The 19,065-nt window shown below is 51.9% G+C and carries 20 protein-coding genes; all 20 read left to right on the top strand.

Going from position 1 to position 19,065, the window contains the following annotated elements; genetic code table 11:
* Window positions 1-67 precede the first annotated feature (67 nt).
* The 20 genes from K2F33_RS28585 to K2F33_RS28490 all read left to right on the top strand — a co-directional run bounded on the left by K2F33_RS28585 (window position 68) and on the right by K2F33_RS28490 (window position 19,038).
* On the top strand, window positions 68-322 hold the full coding sequence (locus tag K2F33_RS28585) for a DUF3243 domain-containing protein (RefSeq protein WP_076167995.1): 255 nt from the start codon (window positions 68-70) through the stop codon (window positions 320-322).
* A gap of 189 nt (window positions 323-511) precedes the next feature.
* A complete protein-coding gene (locus K2F33_RS28580) occupies window positions 512-1,279 on the top strand; it encodes a DUF3388 domain-containing protein (RefSeq protein ID WP_076169541.1) in 768 nt (255 codons plus the stop codon).
* Window positions 1,280-1,304: 25 nt separating this feature from the next.
* The gene (locus tag K2F33_RS28575) at window positions 1,305-2,411 is read left to right on the top strand and encodes a helix-turn-helix domain-containing protein (protein WP_145134874.1); all 1,107 of its coding nucleotides are present in this window, start codon (window positions 1,305-1,307) and stop codon (window positions 2,409-2,411) included.
* Between the two features lie 100 nt (window positions 2,412-2,511).
* Window positions 2,512-2,682 (top strand): hypothetical protein, encoded by a 171-nt coding sequence (locus K2F33_RS28570; protein ID WP_163872676.1) that lies wholly within the window; start codon window positions 2,512-2,514, stop codon window positions 2,680-2,682.
* 227 nt (window positions 2,683-2,909) lie between these two features.
* Window positions 2,910-3,401, top strand: a complete 492-nt coding sequence (locus K2F33_RS28565; protein WP_076169539.1) for a YajQ family cyclic di-GMP-binding protein — start codon at window positions 2,910-2,912, stop codon at window positions 3,399-3,401.
* A gap of 255 nt (window positions 3,402-3,656) precedes the next feature.
* A complete protein-coding gene (gene pgsA / locus K2F33_RS28560; RefSeq protein WP_076167990.1) occupies window positions 3,657-4,244 on the top strand; it encodes a CDP-diacylglycerol--glycerol-3-phosphate 3-phosphatidyltransferase in 588 nt (195 codons plus the stop codon).
* 128 nt (window positions 4,245-4,372) lie between these two features.
* Window positions 4,373-5,659: a competence/damage-inducible protein A gene (locus K2F33_RS28555; RefSeq protein ID WP_192714727.1), complete on the top strand. Its 1,287-nt coding sequence runs from the start codon at window positions 4,373-4,375 to the stop codon at window positions 5,657-5,659.
* A 333-nt stretch (window positions 5,660-5,992) separates the two neighbouring features.
* On the top strand, window positions 5,993-7,054 hold the full coding sequence (gene recA / locus K2F33_RS28550) for a recombinase RecA (RefSeq protein ID WP_145021827.1): 1,062 nt from the start codon (window positions 5,993-5,995) through the stop codon (window positions 7,052-7,054).
* A 159-nt stretch (window positions 7,055-7,213) separates the two neighbouring features.
* Entirely contained in the window at window positions 7,214-7,990 is a 777-nt protein-coding gene (locus tag K2F33_RS28545; protein WP_263880243.1) for a regulatory protein RecX, read from the top strand.
* Window positions 7,991-8,316: 326 nt separating this feature from the next.
* The gene (rny, locus tag K2F33_RS28540; RefSeq protein ID WP_076167981.1) at window positions 8,317-9,858 is read left to right on the top strand and encodes a ribonuclease Y; all 1,542 of its coding nucleotides are present in this window, start codon (window positions 8,317-8,319) and stop codon (window positions 9,856-9,858) included.
* Window positions 9,859-9,928: 70 nt separating this feature from the next.
* Window positions 9,929-10,723 carry a TIGR00282 family metallophosphoesterase gene (locus K2F33_RS28535; RefSeq protein ID WP_145023162.1) on the top strand — a complete coding sequence of 265 codons (795 nt, stop codon included), beginning with the start codon at window positions 9,929-9,931 and terminating at the stop codon, window positions 10,721-10,723.
* 131 nt (window positions 10,724-10,854) lie between these two features.
* The gene (locus K2F33_RS28530) at window positions 10,855-11,115 is read left to right on the top strand and encodes a stage V sporulation protein S (protein ID WP_006286829.1); all 261 of its coding nucleotides are present in this window, start codon (window positions 10,855-10,857) and stop codon (window positions 11,113-11,115) included.
* A gap of 162 nt (window positions 11,116-11,277) precedes the next feature.
* Entirely contained in the window at window positions 11,278-12,258 is a 981-nt protein-coding gene (locus K2F33_RS28525) for a dipeptidase (RefSeq protein WP_318671450.1), read from the top strand.
* A gap of 194 nt (window positions 12,259-12,452) precedes the next feature.
* Window positions 12,453-13,025 carry a phosphate propanoyltransferase gene (pduL, locus tag K2F33_RS28520; protein WP_076167976.1) on the top strand — a complete coding sequence of 191 codons (573 nt, stop codon included), beginning with the start codon at window positions 12,453-12,455 and terminating at the stop codon, window positions 13,023-13,025.
* Window positions 13,026-13,256: 231 nt separating this feature from the next.
* Window positions 13,257-14,819, top strand: a complete 1,563-nt coding sequence (gene miaB / locus K2F33_RS28515; RefSeq protein WP_263880242.1) for a tRNA (N6-isopentenyl adenosine(37)-C2)-methylthiotransferase MiaB — start codon at window positions 13,257-13,259, stop codon at window positions 14,817-14,819.
* 32 nt (window positions 14,820-14,851) lie between these two features.
* Complete coding sequence (locus K2F33_RS28510) at window positions 14,852-15,295, top strand: YlbF/YmcA family competence regulator (RefSeq protein ID WP_076167971.1); 444 nt, start codon at window positions 14,852-14,854, stop codon at window positions 15,293-15,295.
* 318 nt (window positions 15,296-15,613) lie between these two features.
* Window positions 15,614-16,015: a PaaI family thioesterase gene (locus tag K2F33_RS28505; protein WP_263880241.1), complete on the top strand. Its 402-nt coding sequence runs from the start codon at window positions 15,614-15,616 to the stop codon at window positions 16,013-16,015.
* A 190-nt stretch (window positions 16,016-16,205) separates the two neighbouring features.
* A complete protein-coding gene (locus K2F33_RS28500) occupies window positions 16,206-16,958 on the top strand; it encodes an NUDIX hydrolase (protein WP_076169533.1) in 753 nt (250 codons plus the stop codon).
* A gap of 14 nt (window positions 16,959-16,972) precedes the next feature.
* Window positions 16,973-17,521, top strand: coding sequence for a cysteine hydrolase family protein (locus tag K2F33_RS28495; protein WP_251674603.1), 549 nt, complete (start codon window positions 16,973-16,975; stop codon window positions 17,519-17,521).
* A 65-nt stretch (window positions 17,522-17,586) separates the two neighbouring features.
* Complete coding sequence (locus K2F33_RS28490) at window positions 17,587-19,038, top strand: nicotinate phosphoribosyltransferase (protein WP_076167962.1); 1,452 nt, start codon at window positions 17,587-17,589, stop codon at window positions 19,036-19,038.
* Window positions 19,039-19,065 lie beyond the last annotated feature (27 nt).

Genomic DNA, 19,065 nt, shown 5'->3' with positions numbered 1-19,065 from the left:
AAACAGGTTATATTACAACTGTTGATTTCAAATCTCATGCGCCACAGCAAAGGGAGGACTTATCAATATGTCAACAGTAGTAAAGAACTTTGATGCCTGGAAAAAGTTTCTTGGGGAACGCGTCGCACAAGCCGAAAAAATGGGGATGAGCGAAGACACCATCGCCAAGCTGGCTTACGAGATCGGTGACTTTCTCGATGAGAAAGTCGATCCGGCCAACGCTTCCAACCGTGCGCTGAAGGAGCTGTGGGAAGTGGGCAACCGTGAAGAGCGCCAGACGATTGCCCGGCTGATGGTTAAATTAGCCAAGAAAAACGCTTAACATTAGGAAAAAGCCCCCATTTGGGGGCTTTTCTCTAATGTTTACAGAGTTGACCTTGTTTTTCATATGTATTTTATATATCATTAACGTGACCCATGAAATAAAGGCGATTTTTTGGAAGCCTCACCCGAAAGGGCTGCAGGTTTATTTTATTGGAAAACATGGGAAAAGGTCAGATGGGGTGTCGAAGTGGAAGCGAAACAATGGTATATGGAATATAAGATACATAAGAACCGTCCGGGTCTGCTCGGGGATATTGCATCCCTGCTCGGTATGCTGGAGGTTAACATATTGACAATTAACGGGGTTGAAGGCAAAACGCGGGGAATGCTGCTGGAAACCAATGATGATGAGAAAATCCAATTGATGGGTGCCATGCTGAAAAAGGTCGACAGCATAACGGTTTCCGCGCTGCGGACGCCGAAGCTTGTCGATATTTTGGCTGTGCGCCACGGCCGGTACATCGACCGCGATTCCGATGACCGGAAAACATTCCGTTTTACGCGTGACGAACTTGGGTTACTGGTTGACTTTTTGGGTGAAATATTTAAGAAGGAAGGAAATCAGGTGATCGGGCTTCGCGGGATGCCCCGCGTAGGCAAAACCGAGTCCATCATCGCAGGCAGCGTGTGCGCCATGAAGCGCTGGACGTTCGTATCCTCGACACTGCTGCGGCAGACGGTCCGAAGCCAGCTCTCTGAAGACGAAATGAACCGGAACAACGTGTTTATTATCGACGGAATCGTCAGCACGATCCGTTCCAACGAACGCCACTACAACCTGCTGCAGGATATCATGAACATGCCGAGCACGAAAGTGATCGAGCATCCCGATGTATTCGTGCAGGAGTCCGAGTATACGTACGATCATTTCGATATTATTATCGAGCTGCGCAACAATCCGAATGAAGAAATTATTTATGACACTTTCACAAGCACATACAACGACGATCTGTAAGTAATTTGATGAGGAGGTGATGGTGTTGTCTGAACTGGGTCAACAGTTAAGAGAAGCCAGACTGCAGAAGGGCATGAGCCTGGACGACGTGCAGGAAATGACAAAAATCCGCAAAAGATACTTGGAAGCCATCGAAGCAGGGGATTACAAGGTGCTCCCCGGCAGTTTTTATGTGAGGGCTTTTATTAAAACATATGCCGAAACCGTGGGACTCGATCCGGACGTTCTGCTTGAAGGCCACAAGAAGGAAGCTCCTCCGGAGCCGGAAGCGACAATGGAGCCGGTCATTCAGAAGCGGTCCAGCAGCCGCTCCTCGTCGCCTGAACGAAACGTGAAGTGGCTGTCGACCGTGCTGATGTGGACGTTCCCGATTCTGATCATTGTCGTTATTTATTTGTATGCGAACAACGCAAGTTCGCCAAAGAAAGACAACAGCATCGATTCGTCCAAGGTTACGGAGCAGCAGGATCCGGCAACGGCGCAAAATCAGGATCCGCCCGCAACAACAACTACGCCGCCGGACAATGCCACCAATCCGGGGGATGACGGCAATAAGGACAATTCCGGTAATTCGGATACCACAACGACGGATAACACGAATACCGACAGCGGAAATACCGGAGGCCAAGACACAACCACGCCGCCGGATCAAAATGGCACGGATTCTTCAGGCACCGGGACAGATACAACGGGAACCGGTACGGACTCGACGGATACGACGAACCAAGGCAATCAAGGCGTAACCGTAGCTCCGGACGGCAAGAAGGGCAAAACCACGATCTTTAAGGTAGCAGCAGCCCAGGGAACACCGGTTCAGGTGGAAATCAAAGCGACGGGCAAGAGCTGGCTTGAAGTGTACAAAGGCGAAAATACTTCCGGCGAGAAGCTTTCCTTCGGTAATACGAAGGAGGGGGATACGCTGACGTTTACGCTGGATTCTTCCGGCATGTACATTAAATCGGGATATTCTCCTGCAACGACGATTACGGTAGCAGGGCAGACGGTGGAGGACGGTAAATCGACTTCGCGCATTCTGCTGAAGCTGGACGACTCCGGTACGGGCGGTACTTCGACCGGTAATGATTCGTCGACAGGGGATTCCTCCGATCAATCGGATAACAGCAACGGCTAAACGGCGGGACAGGCTCGACTGAATAATGCCATACACTCCAGGGGACAATAGATCTAGCTTTAAGTCCTTTTTACTCCGGATAGAAATGAGGTGTATGGTTATGACAGTCAGCTGGATCACCACGATTGTGGGAATTATCGTCAGCCTGCTCGGTTATTACCTCACTCCCAGCGCTTGGGGGTACGGCATTCTTGGATTTGGACTGGCATGGATCGTATTGGGCATTTTGGATATGTTCCGCCAGCCAACCCGTGACCGCAGCCGATCGTAATATAAGAACGAGACATTCCCGGAACCAAGAGCCGGCGAATGTCTTTTTTTTGAGGTCCGTGTTCATTGCTTGTAGGCTTCCGCTAATCGCGTCCTGTCTTCTACCTAAGCAGTGCCGAACGCCGTGAGATAATATCCGTGAACGGAAGGAACGCTGTTTAGGATTAGACTTGTCCCGGTTAATTTCATATAATATGACATGAAAAGGAACTGAAAGGGCGTGTAATGATGAGTTCGGAAAATTCGTTTGACATTGTTTCCAAATTGGACTTCCAGGAAATGATCAACGCGATCAATCAAACGGAGCGTGAAATCGAAACCCGTTTTGATTTTAAAGGGAGCAAGAGCAGCCTGAAGCTGGAGAAGGAGACGCTGGTCATTACCTCCGATGACGAGTATAAGCTCAATGCGGTGATTGACATTTTGCAGTCCAAAATGATCAAGCGCGGTTTGTCGCTCAAAAACGTGGATTACGGCAAGGTCGAGCCAGCTTCGATGGGAACCGTCCGCCAGCGGATCACCCTGAAGCAGGGAATCGATCAGGACAACGCCAAGAAAATCAACGTGCTGATCCGGGACTCCAAGCTGAAGGTCAAAAGCCAAATCCAAGGCGATCAGATCCGGGTGACCGGGAAGAGCAAAAACGATCTGCAGGCGGTCATGCAGCTGCTCCGCAAGGCGGATCTGCCGCTGGACCTGCAGTTTACCAATCTGAAATAATGCGGGCGTATACCGAACGGCAAACGGGCGGGAAGAGGTGCTTACTCCTCTTTTGACAGTGTATAAATTGATATATTATACTGTAACTTGTCCCGCTGTCTTGGCGGGGTTGCCGGCTTGCCGCAAGCTGTGCCTGCTGCCCCCAAGTAGAGGATTCATACATAATGGATGGTCTGGGTGCAATATTATTCATTTTCGGCCTGCCGTGCATGTGAATGTCGTTTCTTAGTTTGATTTATCCGGGGAGGGTTTACAGTGAATCTGCCCAACCGTATTACCATTTCAAGAATCTGTTTGATTCCGGTCATGATGGTGTTTCTTCTGGTCGACTTCAAGTTCTATCCGGAACCGATTACCTGGAATTCATTCGAGCTGCCGTACAATCAGCTGATCGCTGTAATTATTTTTATTCTGGCAGCAAGCACAGACGGTATAGACGGTTATTTGGCGCGCAAAAACAACTTGGTTACAAATCTCGGAAAACTGCTGGACCCGCTGGCCGACAAGCTGCTTATTACAGCGGTGCTGGTTTCGCTCGTCGAAATGGGGAAGTGCGACTCCTGGATCGCTGTAGTTATTATCAGCCGCGAGTTTGCCGTTACCGGCCTGCGCCAGATTGCGCTGCTTGACGGGGCTGTCGTGGCGGCCAGCAAATGGGGCAAGGTGAAGACAGTCATTCAGATTGTCGCCATCGTGGCGATTCTGATCAACAACTTCCCGTTCGAGATGATCGGCCTGCCGTTCGACGATATTGCCATCTGGGCAGCGGCTTTGATCACGATATACTCGGGGATCGATTATTTTGTCAAAAATAAAAAACTGCTTCAGCTTTCCAATGTGTAAGGCAATAGGGATATCCTATTGCTTTTTCTTTCCACCAAACGCTGTGATACGGATAGGCTAAAAACGTGTAAAGTGTTCAATATAGGTATATCCATTCTACTTTACGATAACAGGGAGGCCAATCAAGGATGAAAGCAGAAATCATTGCAGTCGGTACGGAGCTGCTGCTTGGACAAATCGTGAATACCAACGCGCAGTACTTGTCGCAGGAGCTTGCGGCAATGGGAATAGACGTCTACTACCAGACGGTCGTCGGCGATAACGCCTCGCGGCTTCAGGGCGCCATTGAGCTTGCTTCGCAGCGCGCGGATATCCTGATCCTGACCGGAGGCATCGGCCCGACCCAGGACGACCTGACCAAGGATGCCCTGGCCGCGCATGTCGGCCGCTCCCTGCACATTGACCGGCTGGCGATGGATCAAATCGAAAGATTCTTCGCAGGGCGGGGGATCAACATGACGGAGAACAACCGCCGTCAGGCGCTCGTCATCGACGGCAGCACGCCGCTGCCGAATGAAACGGGATTGGCCGTCGGACTCGCGCTTGCCCAGGAGGATAACTTCTACATCGTTCTGCCGGGTCCTCCAAAAGAGATGAAGCCGATGTTCGACCAGCAGGCGAAGCCGTGGCTCCTTCAGCACGCCCTGACCGACGAAATGCCGATTTACTCCAAAATGCTCAAGTTTGCCGGCATCGGCGAATCGCTGCTGGAGGATCGGCTTCTGGACCTGATCGACGGGCAGACCGATCCGACGATCGCTCCTTATGCGAAGGAGGGTGAAGTGACCGTACGCATCTCCACCAAAGCGCCTACAGAGCAGGAAGCCATGGAGAAACTGAATGCGATGCAGGGGCAAATTCAAAGCCGGCTCGCAGACCATATGTACGCCAGCATGGACGTGCCGATCGAACGGATCATCGTTGACATGATGGCGGACCGCGGGATTACGCTGAGCGCCGCTGAGAGCTGCACAGGAGGCATGCTGATGGAGAGCATCACGTCCATTCCGGGCAGCGCCACCATGTTCGTGGGAGGGATCGTCTGCTACTCCAACGAGATGAAGGAGAAGCTGCTGCATGTCCCGCATGCGTTGCTGGAGGGAGACGACGCACCGGGAGCAGTGAGCGCCGAAGTGGCCGAGGTGCTTGCCGAGAACGTGCGGATGATCACGGACAGCGACTTCGGCTTATCCGTCACGGGTGTCGCGGGTCCGGGCTATTCCGAACGCAAACCGGTCGGCCTTGTGTACGTCGGGATCGCCCAGCGCGGACAGAAGACCGAGGTGTTTGAGCTGAAGCTGAACGGCAACCGCGAAACGATCCGGGTCCGCTCGGTTAAAACGCTGCTGTACCGGTTGTGGCAAAGACTGGTATCTACCGATCCGGCCACCGGGGAGTCCAAGGATCAGGTTTGAAGTTGTGCAGCCGCCGGCCAGGCGGTATAATATAACCATACGGAAGAACCGTGCAAAAATAAGTTTGCCGCGGTTCTTTTTCTTATGGTTGGAGGAGGGTGTAAGCCTGTTCCAGTTCGGACTCTTGCATCCGATCATCATAGAAAAACAAACCCCAGCGGGGACCCCCATATTTGGCAGGCTTTCCTTGCGGAGGTTGGTTTGAGGTACGGCGGCATGATGATGAGAGGAGAATGCCCGGCAAAAAAAACGAATGTATGTTCGAAAAAATGCTTGGCAAACGTTCCAAAACAAGGTATCATAATAGTATAAACGGTGAAGGATGTGAGTTTATTGTCAGATCGTCGTGCTGCGCTTGAAATGGCGCTTCGTCAAATAGAGAAACAATTCGGTAAAGGTTCGATTATGAAACTCGGTGAGTCGACACATATGCAGGTGGAAGTTGTTCCCAGCGGCTCCCTGGCTCTAGATATAGCACTTGGTATTGGCGGACTTCCAAGAGGCCGCGTTGTTGAAGTATATGGACCGGAATCTTCCGGTAAGACGACGGTGGCCCTCCATGCCATCGCTGAAGTACAGAAAGTCGGTGGACAAGCTGCTTTCATCGATGCGGAGCATGCGCTTGATCCGTCGTATGCCAACAAGCTTGGCGTCAACATTGACGAGCTGCTGCTGTCTCAACCGGACACCGGTGAGCAGGCGTTGGAAATTGCGGAAGCCCTCGTACGCAGCGGCGCCGTTGATATTATCGTCGTGGACTCGGTTGCCGCGCTCGTACCGAAAGCGGAAATCGAAGGCGAAATGGGGGATTCCCACGTAGGTCTGCAGGCTCGTCTGATGTCCCAGGCACTGCGTAAGCTGTCCGGTGCGATTGCGAAGTCGAAGACGATTGCGATCTTTATCAACCAGCTTCGTGAGAAAGTCGGCGTCATGTTCGGGAACCCGGAGACGACCCCTGGTGGCCGTGCGCTGAAGTTCTATTCTTCCGTTCGTCTGGATGTACGCCGTATTGAGAGCATCAAGATGGGCAATGATGTAGTGGGTAACCGTACGCGGATCAAGGTCGTCAAGAACAAGGTGGCTCCTCCGTTCAAGCAGGCGGAGATCGACATCATGTACGGCGAAGGCATTTCCAAGGAAGGCAGCATTATCGATATCGGTACGGAATTGGATATCGTCAATAAGAGCGGTGCCTGGTACTCCTATGAAGGCGAGCGCCTGGGTCAAGGCCGCGAGAATGCGAAGCAGTTCCTGAAAGAAAATCAGCCTATTTCGGAAGCGATCGAGAACAAGATCCGTGAGGCAAGCAATTTGACGACGACGGTGAGCGCGCCGACCGCAGAGGAAGCAGCGGCCGAGGAACGCGAAGAGCAGGAATTGTTAGAGCTAGAATAAGGTTATCGTTTGAAATCGTATTCTGTGAATGAATTGAGACTATAATGAGGACGCTCGGTGATAACCTGTCACTGGGCGTCTTTTCTCATATAGAGAGTACGTTAAGAATGCGGTTCAGTTATACGACTTACATTGAACACGTGATGGGATGTGAGAGAGATGCGAAAAGGAAATAGCCATGAACATCAGGAAGGGCAAGGGATTCATGAAAAGCAGGGAATCCATGAAGAACAGGGAATTCATGAAGGACTGGCCGGGTTCCCGGACGATGAAACCCTTTGGATCACGGAGGTAGAGCGTCTGGCCAAGCCCAGAGGGCGTTATTTGATATCGTTCGGACCCTACACCCTTTCCGTCCACGAAGACGTCCTCGTGAAGTACCGGATGGTCAAGGGGAACGCCTTTACGAAGCAGGAGCTGGAGGAAATCGTCGTAGCGGACGAGCGACAGCAGGCTTATGTCGAAGGCTTAAAGGCGCTGGAGCGGAAGCCGCGGACACGCAAGGAAATTGAGATGAAACTGCGGCAGAAAGGCATCGAAACGGGATCGATTGAGTATGCGCTGAACCGGCTGGTGGAAGAAAGGCTGGTGGACGACGAAAACTATGCCAGGCAGTGGGCGCAGCAGCGAATCAGGAACCATCGCAAAGGCAAAGCCTGGATCAGGCAGGAGCTTCAGCAGAAAGGCGTCGATAAGTCGATTATATCCGAGGCGCTGGCCGAAGTCAGTTCCGATCAGGAATTTGAAGCAGCCCTGGCAGCCGGCCGCAAGAAATGGAACCAGACGAAGGGGGAAGCCGCCGATCGCAAGCGTAAAACGGGGGCTTATTTGATGAGGCGGGGATACTCCGGAGAACAGGTCCGAAAGGTCATCAACCAGCTGCTCAAGGAGGATGCTTATCCCGAGGATGAAGAGGAATATTTTTCATTCGACTGAGGAAGAAGTTGACACAATATGAAATGCCCTCTCTTGACAATATCTTTTCACAAATACTAAAATGAAGATGAATCTATTCCTGTAAAAAGCTCTTTTTTCCTTCCAAAAAAAGGTTTTTTAATGAAAGATTCTAATTTCTCTCCAATTCATATGAACTACCCCCGCCTTATCCCGCCTCTAGGGTAGCACGGGTTTTGTACAACCTTCCCATGGGGAAGTTGTGCAGATGGAAAATGATTGAAGTACGTATGATGAATTGAAATGAATGGACAACTGTAGAAGATCCCAAGGAATACCTTGGAGGAACCAACGAGGAGGTGAACTGAATGCCTATATGGCTATGGGTCGTTCTCGTTGTTGCCGCATTGTTCTTGGGGTTCGTGATTGGATATTTTATTCGCAAATCTCTTGCAGAGGCTAAAATTTCTAGTGCTGAAGAAGCTGCTGTACAAATCGTGGAAAACGCGCGTAAGGAAGCAGAAGCACTGAAGAAGGAAACGGTACTGGAGGCTAAAGACGAAGTACACAGAATCCGGACCGAAGCTGAAAAAGACACTCGTGAGCGTCGAAATGAAATTCAACGGCAGGAAAGACGATTGTTGCAAAAAGAAGAGTCGCTGGATAAAAAAATTGAATCGCTTGAACGTAAAGAAGAGCAAGTGGCCAACAAGGAGAAACGCATCGAAGAGACTCAACAGCAGATCGATTTGATTTACAAAAGCCAGGTCACGGAGCTGGAACGCATTTCCAGTTTGACCATGGAAGACGCACGAAGCATTATTTTGAGCAATGTAGAGCAGGAAGTTCGCCATGAAACCGCTCAAATGATTAAAGATATTGAGCAGCAGGCGAAAGAAGAAGCTGACAAGAAATCCCGTGAAATCGTAACGCTCGCCATCCAGCGCTGCGCTGCAGATCATGTGGCGGAGACCACCGTATCTGTGGTGACGCTGCCGAATGAGGAGATGAAGGGACGGATTATCGGGCGTGAAGGCCGGAACATCCGTGCACTGGAAACTCTGACCGGTATTGACCTCATTATTGATGATACGCCTGAAGCTGTAATTTTGTCGGGATTTGATCCGATCCGCCGGGAAATTGCCCGGACCGCTTTGGAGAAATTGGTAGCAGACGGACGCATTCATCCCGCTCGGATTGAAGAGATGGTGGAGAAATCCCGTAAAGAGGTTGATGAGCGGATTCGCGAGTATGGCGAACAAGCGACATTCGAAGTGGGAGTACATGGTCTGCATCCGGATTTGATCAAAATTTTGGGACGGCTCAAATTCCGCACCAGTTATGGTCAGAACGTGCTGAAGCATTCCATGGAAGTGGCTTATCTGTCCGGTCTGATGGCCGGAGAGCTCGGCGAGGATATCGTATTGGCTAAGCGTGCAGGCTTGCTGCACGACATCGGTAAAGCGCTGGATCATGAAGTGGAAGGCTCACATGTTGAAATCGGCGTGGAGCTGGCCAAGAAATACAAGGAACATCCGGTGGTTATCAACAGTATTGCATCCCACCATGGCGATGTAGAGGCAACTTCGGTCATCGCGATGCTGGTTGGCGCAGCCGACGCCTTGTCAGCTGCAAGACCGGGAGCGCGCCGCGAAACGCTCGAAACGTATATCAAGCGTTTGGAGAAGCTGGAGGAAATCTCCGAATCGTTCGAAGGCGTCGAGAAATCGTTCGCGATTCAGGCAGGACGCGAGGTCCGCGTTATGGTACAGCCTGAGAAGATCGATGATGCCGAAGCATTCCGGCTGGCTCGTGATATTACGAAGACGATTGAGAATGAACTGGATTATCCGGGGCATATCAAAGTGACGGTCATCCGCGAGACTCGCGCGGTTGAATACGCGAAATAATGTAAATGATGAAAAGTGGCCGCTTTGGGGGCCACTTTTCATATTTGTTCATCTTAAGGAGGAGACCAACATTAACGTATTATTTATTGGAGATATCGTGGGCAGTGTAGGCAGAAAGGCGCTTAAAGCGACGCTGCCGTCGTTAAAAACGAAGTATAACCCTCATATCATTATTGCGAACGGCGAAAATGCCGCTTCCGGCAGAGGGATCACGCAGTCGATTGCCAAAGACTTTTTCGATTGGGGTGTCCATGGGATTACGCTGGGCAACCATACGTGGGATAACAAGGAGATTTTTGACTTTATCGACGACGAGCCGCGCATGGTGAGACCGGCCAATTTTCCGCCGGGGACGCCGGGATTGGGACATACGATCATTAAAGCGAACGGCAAAGAACTGGCCATCGTGAATTTGCAGGGACGTACGTTTCTGCCGGCCATTGACTGCCCGTTTCGGGCCAGCGATGAGATTGTCGACCAGCTCCGCAAGAAGCACAAGCACATTCTTGTTGATTTTCATGCCGAAGCGACATCCGAGAAAATCGCCATGGGCTGGCATCTGGACGGCCGTGCTTCGATCGTCGTAGGAACACATACCCACGTGCAGAGCAATGATGATACTATTTTACCGAACGGAACGGCCTATCTCACGGATGCCGGCATGGTCGGTCCTAGAGAAGGCATTTTAGGCATGGAACGCGATGCGGTACTCCGCAAATTCAAAACACAGCTGCCGGTCCGGTTCCAGGTCGACAACGGAAAATGGCACTTCCACGGCGTATTTGTCCAGCTGGACGATGCAACCGGCAAGGCGCTGAAAATGGAAAAAATTCGGATTCTCGAAGACGATTGGATCATGGATTGACCGAGTTTTCCTCTGAGACTATTGGCGGATTTATGGCTGAAAAATTGTCAGAAAGAAGGAATTATTTCCGGACTCCCGAATAACATCTAGTATGTGGAAGCTTATCATCATTCCCAGGGGAGGTACTTACCATGGAAGTATTAAAAGTTTCAGCAAAGTCCAATCCAAATTCTGTTGCCGGTGCTCTGGCAGGCGTGCTTCGTGAACGCGGGGCGGCTGAACTGCAAGCCATCGGAGCAGGCGCACTCAATCAAGCGATTAAAGCGGTAGCCATTGCCCGGGGATTTGTAGCACCCAGCGGAGTAGACTTGATTTGTATTCCAGCCTTTACGGATATCGTTATTGACGGGGAAGACCGAACGGCGATCAAGCTGATCGTAGAGCCCAGATAAGGGAAATGGCAGAATATGCCATCATTTGATGAAACCTGTTTATTGATATAAGCTGAATGAAGCCGGATTAGAGGTGCTCGGCGAGTACCCGGACTTTGATTCAGTTTATATGGGATAGACAGGTTTTTTTGCTTGCGTACCGCGGAAAGGAGAGGCATAAGCATGACAATTCCGGTGGTGGATTATCATTGTGATGTATTAAGTAAAATGGTGAAGGATAAAAGCCTCTCCTTTGCGGACGATCCGATGCTGGATGTGACCTACAAGCGTCTGCAGGAAGGAGGGGTGGCGCTGCAAACCTTCGCTATCTTTTTGTCCGAGGAACGGGGGATACCCCGCTTTGAGCATATATTGGATCAGATTGACGTGTTTACCTCCCGCGTCGTTCCCGCGGCGGAAGGCGTCCGGTGGATGAAATGGAGAGAAGACGCAGCCTCGCTGGAGCATGCCGTGAAGGCGGCGGAGCAGCACTCGGGTCAAAGCCACGCTCTTCAGCCGTGGGGACTGCTGTCCGTGGAGGGCGCCGACGGATTCGAGGGAAACTTATTTTATGTCAAAGTGTGCTATGATCTGGGCGTGCGGTTCCTTGGGATTACGTGGAATCATGCGAACTGGGCCGCCGACGGCGTGATGGAGAAGCGCAAGGGAGGCTTTACCGAAAAAGGGAAACAGCTCATTGAGCTGTGCAACGAAACCGGTTTGCTGCTGGACGTATCCCATTTATCGGAGGCCGGGTTTTGGGAACTGGCCGAACGATCGAAACGGCCGTTTATCGCTTCCCACTCCAACGCAAAGACGGTGTGCCCGCATCCCCGTAATTTGAACGATGAGCAGATCCGGGCAATCGCAGCGATGGACGGGCGCATCGGGATTACGTTTGTGCCGTATTTTGTAAAAGAAGGTCCAGGGCCGGTCGTTCCTGCAGATGTTTTCCCCCATATTGAGCGGATGTGCGAGCAGGGAGCGGGTAACATGCTCATGTTCGGCTCCGATTTTGACGGAAACTTGGATTCAGGATTTGGAGCATCCCGGACGCTATCCGGCCTTTATCGATCTGCTGCTTGCCCGCTATCCGGAGGATCTGGTCAAAGGATGGATGTCGGGCAATGCACTCTCTTTTCTGAGCAGGCATCTTCCGGCTAAACCGGTTTGATTCGAGTGAATTAAACCATGTTTTGGCAATACGGAGCAGACATTTTGACAATCTTGTAGCAGAATGGCAGGAAATGCATGAAAGTTGGAATGAAAGCGGTGACGTCTTTTTCTTTTTTGGGTAAAAGGATGTATAATGAGTCTGGCCTGTACAGAACATAGAGAAAATTTAAGGAGTGATCCACGTGAGTAAAACTGTACCTGTAGGCGTGTCCGCACGACATATCCATCTTACCCAAGAACATATTGAAGCTTTGTTTGGTCAAGGCTATCAGCTGACCGAATTTAAACCGCTATCCCAACCCGGACAATTCGCCGCCAATGAAACGGTGGCCGTTATCGGTCCGAAGGGTCAATTTGATAAGGTTAGAATTTTAGGGCCTGCCCGTTCGGCAAGCCAGCTGGAAATTTCCCGTACGGATTCTTTCGCCATCGGCGTAAAAGCTCCGGTCCGTGAGTCCGGAAATATTGAAGGAACCCCAGGCATCAAGGTAAAAGGTCCGCAAGGCGAGATCGAACTGGAGAAGGGCGTGATCGTTGCTGCTCGTCATATCCATTTTCACACGAGCGACGCGGAAGGCTGGGGCATTGCCGACAAGCAGCATCTGAAAGTGCGCATCGGCGGCGAGCGCGGACTGGTGTTTGAAAACGTCATTGCGCGCGTATCCGATTCGTTTGCGCTCGACATGCATATCGACACGGACGAGGCCAACGCAGCTGGCGCCAAAACCGGAGATACGGCTGAAATCATTGACTAACAACGACTTACCAGGCCGGCAGGCCTGTAGAACGGGGGAGCGATCCTCCGTTTTTTTGTTGTTCAATCAGTGGCGTGATGCACGAAAGATGTCTTTCGATGCAACGATTCGGCTATGCTTATACATAGATGGAAGTCCCGGCAATCAGTAGATATGCCATTAGGTTCATGCTATAATTTATTAGAATGTCGTTTAACAGGGGATCCCTGGATTAAAGGAGTGGTCAACAGCATGGCGAAGGAAACGAAGGATTACTCCAAATATTTTGATTTCTCCGATGCCAAAGTTCTGTCAGAGGACGAATTCGGAAAGAAGATCCGGATCAAGGGCCGTGAGATTCATATTATTTCGGAGCCTAACCATAGACAAAGCAAGAAACGGCGCAAGGAAGACGTTCAAGTGCTGTATGAGAACGCGGTGCCGGAAGAGCTTCAAGGGATTGGAGCAGGGAAGCATTATATCGTGTACACGTTCGGCTGCCAGATGAACGAGCATGACTCCGAGACGATCAAGGGCATGCTGGAGATGATGGGCTACACCGCTACCGAAGACCGCAAGGAAGCTGACATCATTCTGCTGAACACATGCGCCATCCGTGAGAATGCAGAAGACAAAGTGTTCGGCGAGCTCGGCCATCTCAAGCACCTGAAGACGGAGAAGCCCGATATGCTGCTTGGCGTTTGCGGCTGTATGTCTCAGGAAGAAGGCGTCGTCAACCGGATAATGCAGAAGCACGGCTTCGTAGACATGATCTTCGGTACGCACAATATTCACCGGCTGCCGATGCTCATCAAGGAAGCGCTGTTCAGCAAAGAGATGGTCGTGGAAGTGTGGTCCAAGGAAGGCGACATCATTGAGAACCTGCCGAAGAAGCGTGAAGGACTGCGGGCGTGGGTCAACATTATGTACGGCTGCGACAAGTTCTGTACATACTGTATCGTTCCGTTTACCCGGGGCAAGGAGCGCTCCCGCCGGCCGGAAGACGTGATCGCCGAGGTTCGCGATTTGGCGCGCCAGGGCTTCAAGGAGGTTACCCTTCTCGGCCAGAACGTGAACGCTTACGGAAAGGATTTTGACGATATCCGGTACACGTTTGCCGACCTGATGGACGATATCCGCAAAATCGATATCCCGCGCGTCCGGTTTACAACGTCGCATCCGCGCGACTTCGACGATCATCTGGTGGAGGTCCTCGGCAAAGGGGGCAACCTCGTTGAGCATATCCATTTGCCGGTGCAGTCGGGCAACAACGAAATTCTCAAAATCATGGGCCGGAAGTACACCCGCGAAATTTACCTGGAGCTGGTTCGGAAGCTGAAGGAAACCGTGCCAGGACTGGTGCTGACGACCGACATCATCGTCGGCTTCCCGGGCGAAACCGAAGAGCAGTTCGAGGATACGCTGAGCCTGGTGCGCGAAGTCGGGTTTGACTCGGCGTACACCTTTATTTATTCCCCTCGGGAAGGTACGCCGGCGGCCGTCATGGAAGACAATGTGACCATGGAAGTGAAGAGCGAGCGGCTGCAGCGCCTGAACCGAACGATTGAGGAGTACAGCCGCAAAAGTCACGAAAATCTTCGCGGGCAGATCGTCGAGGTACTGGTGGAAGGCGAGAGCAAAAACAACGCCTCCATCCTGGCGGGAAGAACCCGCACCAGCAAGCTTGTCCATTTTGAAGGCAGCAAGGAATTGATCGGCAGCTTCGTAAACGTCAAAATTACGGATGCGATGACGTGGTACATCAAAGGCGAAGTCGTGGATGTGCCGCAGGCCGAGGCAGCGATAACTCAGTAAATTCCATAACAGAATAGGGGTATTGAACCGAGATGGAGAAGGGTCATATCAATAAATACGGCATGATGTCCTATGATACGAAGGATCTTGTGATCCGCGACGATATTATGTCCAAGGCCAAGGAACTGGCCGAACTGATTTCCGGAAGTGAAGAAGTGCAGCAATTCCAGAAGGCGGAGGAGAAAATCCGCAATCATGAGCGCGTACAAAGCCTCATTGCTACCATCAAGAAGAAGCAGAAAGAGATCGTGGCCTTCGAATCCTTCCAAAATCAGGAAATGGTTGCCAAAATCGAGAAGGAAATCGAAGCGCTGCAGGATGAGATCGATGCGATTCCTCTCGTGAACGAATTTCAGCAAAGCCAAAGCGATATTAACTATTTGCTGCAGCTGGTCATTTCCGTCATCCATGATACGGTGTCGGAAAAGGTCAACGTGGAAGCGGGAACGGAAGCGCCTCCTTCCAGCTGCGGCTAACCTTTACAAGGCTGCGGACGAGACGTCCGCGCCTTTTTTTCAAATGCAGATCGCATGGCTTTCGTGGTTTCGCTGAGTACCAGAATAACATCGGAGCGAAGGCCCCACGCCGCTGTGGGGTTATTTTTCGTCATCGGGAAACGCGGGAACTCAAGCCAGGCTGCAGGTTATTCAGCCGACATATGGGATAGAGCAGACGAATTTGGTTAAACATGAACGTAAACAGTTATCGCTGACAACATAGAGCAACGAAGGCGGCTCCTCCGGCAAAGGATGCTGGGGCAGTACGCGAAAAATGACAGCATGGGGGAGACGACAATGAACGCATTGGAACAAATGGTGGCCCGGGGACAGGATTCGTTCTGGGCGTATCTCGGCTGCGAGCTGGTATCCGCAAACAAGGAAGAAGTGGTCATTGCGCTCGATGCCAAGCAGCACCACACCAATTCCATGGGCATCATCCATGGGGGCGTGCTGACATCCTTGATGGACCAGGCGATGGGGATGGTAGCGACGGCGGTTAAAAATATCGACAGCTGCGTTACTACCGACATTAACGTACACTTTATGAATGCGATGGTTCCGGGGAGATTAACGGTGACGGCCAAGGTGCTGCACGAAGCGGGCCGGTCTCTCGTCACCGAAGCAAAAATTAACGACAGTGAAGGAACCCTGGCTTGTATGGCGACGGCTACGTTTCGGGTAGTAAACCGCAAGTAGCCATTAGGGGATCCTTGCTTTCTTATGCAGGACCAAACAATCAGAACGCGGCTTACACAACATAGACAGAATGACTTGACTTTTTTTATCTATAGTTCATAATGAAAGTATCAAAAAGATGTTATGTGGTGATAAGATGACTGAAAATGAGAAAGCAAGCGGCAGACCGAAAGAGAAGACCGCCGAGGAGATGGGGTACTCCCCGAAGAAGTACCGCACGCCTGACGGTGTACCCGCGGACATTGTGATGTTTACGCTAACCAAGCGCGAGCGCAAGACCGTGACCAAAACGCTGCCGATCCGAGAGCTCAAGGTCATGCTGATCCGCCGGAAGTCGTGGCCGTTCGCAGGGATGTGGGCGCTGCCCGGAGGATTCTGCCAGGAAAGCGAATCGATTTACGACGCGGCGAAGCGTGAGCTCAAGGAAGAAACCGGCGTCGACGGTGGACACCTCGAGTATTTAGGCGTATACAGCAAGCCGGGAAGAGACCCGCGCGGCTGGATTATCAGCAACGCCTTCTTCGCTCTGGTGGAAGAATGGATGCTGGAGAGCAGACAGGCGGCGGACGATGCCGGCGAGGTTGGCCTGTTCGGCATCGATGAGGTGCTGAATGAGCTGGAGCTGGCCTTTGACCACCGGGAAATCATCCAGGATGCGTACCACCGGATTCAGCAGCAGATGCTGCATTCCACGATTGCGCGGCAATTTTTGCCCGAGCAGTTTACGTTAAGCGAGCTGTACCAGGTCATCCAGACCGTCGTTCCGGAATTCAGCGAGCCGAATTTTATCCGTAAAATTACGTCTACGCGCAGCCGGCAGGGGATCCTCGAAGAAGTACGCGACGAGAACGGAAAGCCGCTGAGCTCCAACCAGTATTCCCAGCGACCGGCACAACTGTACCGGTTCACCGATTACGTACCGCTGCTGTCCATTTATACCTAAGGGAGTGAAGGTAGATGAAAGCACTGATCGTTATCGATTTTACGAATGATTTTGTCGACGGAAGCCTGCCTGTAGGCCAGCCTGCGGTAGATATCGCGCCGGCGGTAGCCGCCATCACTAAAGACTTCATCGATCGCGGCGACTGGGTCGTCATGGCTGTGGATCTGCATGAGAAGGACGATCCTCATCATCCGGAGACGAAGCTGTTTCCTCCCCACAACCTTCGCGGCACGCAGGGAAGAGAACTGTACGGCCCGTTGGAGAAGGTATACAACGACCATCGCGATGCGATTTACTGGATGGACAAAACGCGGTACAGCGCTTTTTGCGGAACGGATCTCGAACTCAAATTGAGGGAGCGCGGCATCACCGAAGTGCATCTGATCGGGGTATGCACCGATATTTGCGTGCTGCACACCGCTGTAGAGGCGTACAATAAGGGCTTCGGCATTACGGTGTACGAAGACGCTGTAGCCAGCTTCAACCCGGATGGGCATACGTGGGCATTGCAGCATTTTAAAAACAGTTTGGGTGCGCAGGTTGTCAAAGGAGCAGAGCAGTAAATACGATGGCCCGGGACACCGGGCCTGCCTGATATGACAGGCGTATCAGCAAGGAGGAACTAGGGATGCAGACGATGGGTCTGGCCTTACACACGGATAAATACCAAATCAACATGATGTACGCGCATTGGGTGAACGGCTCGCACCGGCAAAAAGCGGTGTTCGAGGCTTACTTCCGCAAGCTTCCCTTCGGAAACGGGTATGCGGTTTTTGCCGGCCTGGAGCGTATCGTGCATTACATAGCCAATCTCCGGTTTACCGATGAGGATATTAAGTATTTATCCGAGCAGGAAGAGAATTACGATTCGGCGTTTTTGGAGGAATTAAAGCAGTTCCGGTTTTGCGGCACACTGCACTCGATGAAGGAAGGCGCGCTCGTCTTTCCGAACGAACCGTTGGTCCGCGTGGAAGGCACCATTATGGAAGCCCAGCTGGTGGAAACGGCGCTGCTCAATTTCATGAACTTCCAGACGCTGATTGCCACGAAGGCGTCACGGATCAAGCAGGTCGCCGGCGACGATATTTTGCTCGAATTCGGCACGCGCCGTGCGCAGGAAGCCGATGCGGCGGTATGGGGGGCACGGGCCGCTTATGTGGCCGGTTTTCACGCAACCTCCAACATGCTCGCTGGAGAGAAGTTCGGTATCCCGACAAAAGGAACGCATGCCCATTCATGGGTGCAGACCTTTGAAAGCGAACAGGCGGCGTTCGACGTCTATGCCAAGGTCATGCCGGATCAAGTGACGCTCCTCGTGGACACGTACGACACGCTCAAGAGCGGTGTGCCGCATGCGATCGAAACAGCCAAGAAGCTGGAGGCGATGGGCAAGAAGATGAACGCCATCCGCCTGGACAGCGGTGATCTAGCGTACTTGTCGATCAAAGCGCGCGAGATGCTCGATCAGGCCGGATTGAACTATGTGAAGATCGTGGCCTCGAATGACCTCGACGAGAACACCATTTTTAACTTGAAGGCGCAAGGGGCGCGGATCGATACGTGGGGCGTAGGCACCCAGCTGATTACGGCGGCCGACCAGCCGGCGCTGGGCGGTGTTTATAAGCTTGTGGAACGCGAGATTAAGGGCGAGATGGTTCCGACGATCAAAATATCGGGCAATCCCGAAAAAGTATCGACGCCGGGCAAAAAGGACGTCTACCGGATCGTGGACCGGGTCAGCGGGAAAGCGACGGCAGATTACATCGCCTTCCCTGGCGAGGAGAAGCCGCATGACGGCCTCCGTCTGAAGCTGTTTAATCCGCAGCATCCGTACTTGCAGAAATACGTAAAAAACTATGATGCCATCGAAATGCTCACACCGGTTTTCGAGAACGGCCTGCTGGTGTACAAACTGCCGTCGCTGGATGAAATCCGGGAATACCACCGGGAGCAGATGGATTTATTTTGGCCGGAATACTTACGCAAGTTGAACCCGGAAATTTACCGCATCAATATCAGCGAGAAAGTATGGGACTTGAAGCAAAAGATGGTGGCCGAATATATGCAGCAGGATGAGTAGCTGCGGAACGAGCCGATGAGGGGGGAC

The organism is Paenibacillus sp. PSB04, assembly GCF_025809195.1.
Classification (GTDB): domain Bacteria; phylum Bacillota; class Bacilli; order Paenibacillales; family Paenibacillaceae; genus Paenibacillus_AQ; species Paenibacillus_AQ favisporus.
This window is presented reverse-complemented; position numbering and strand designations above follow the sequence as displayed.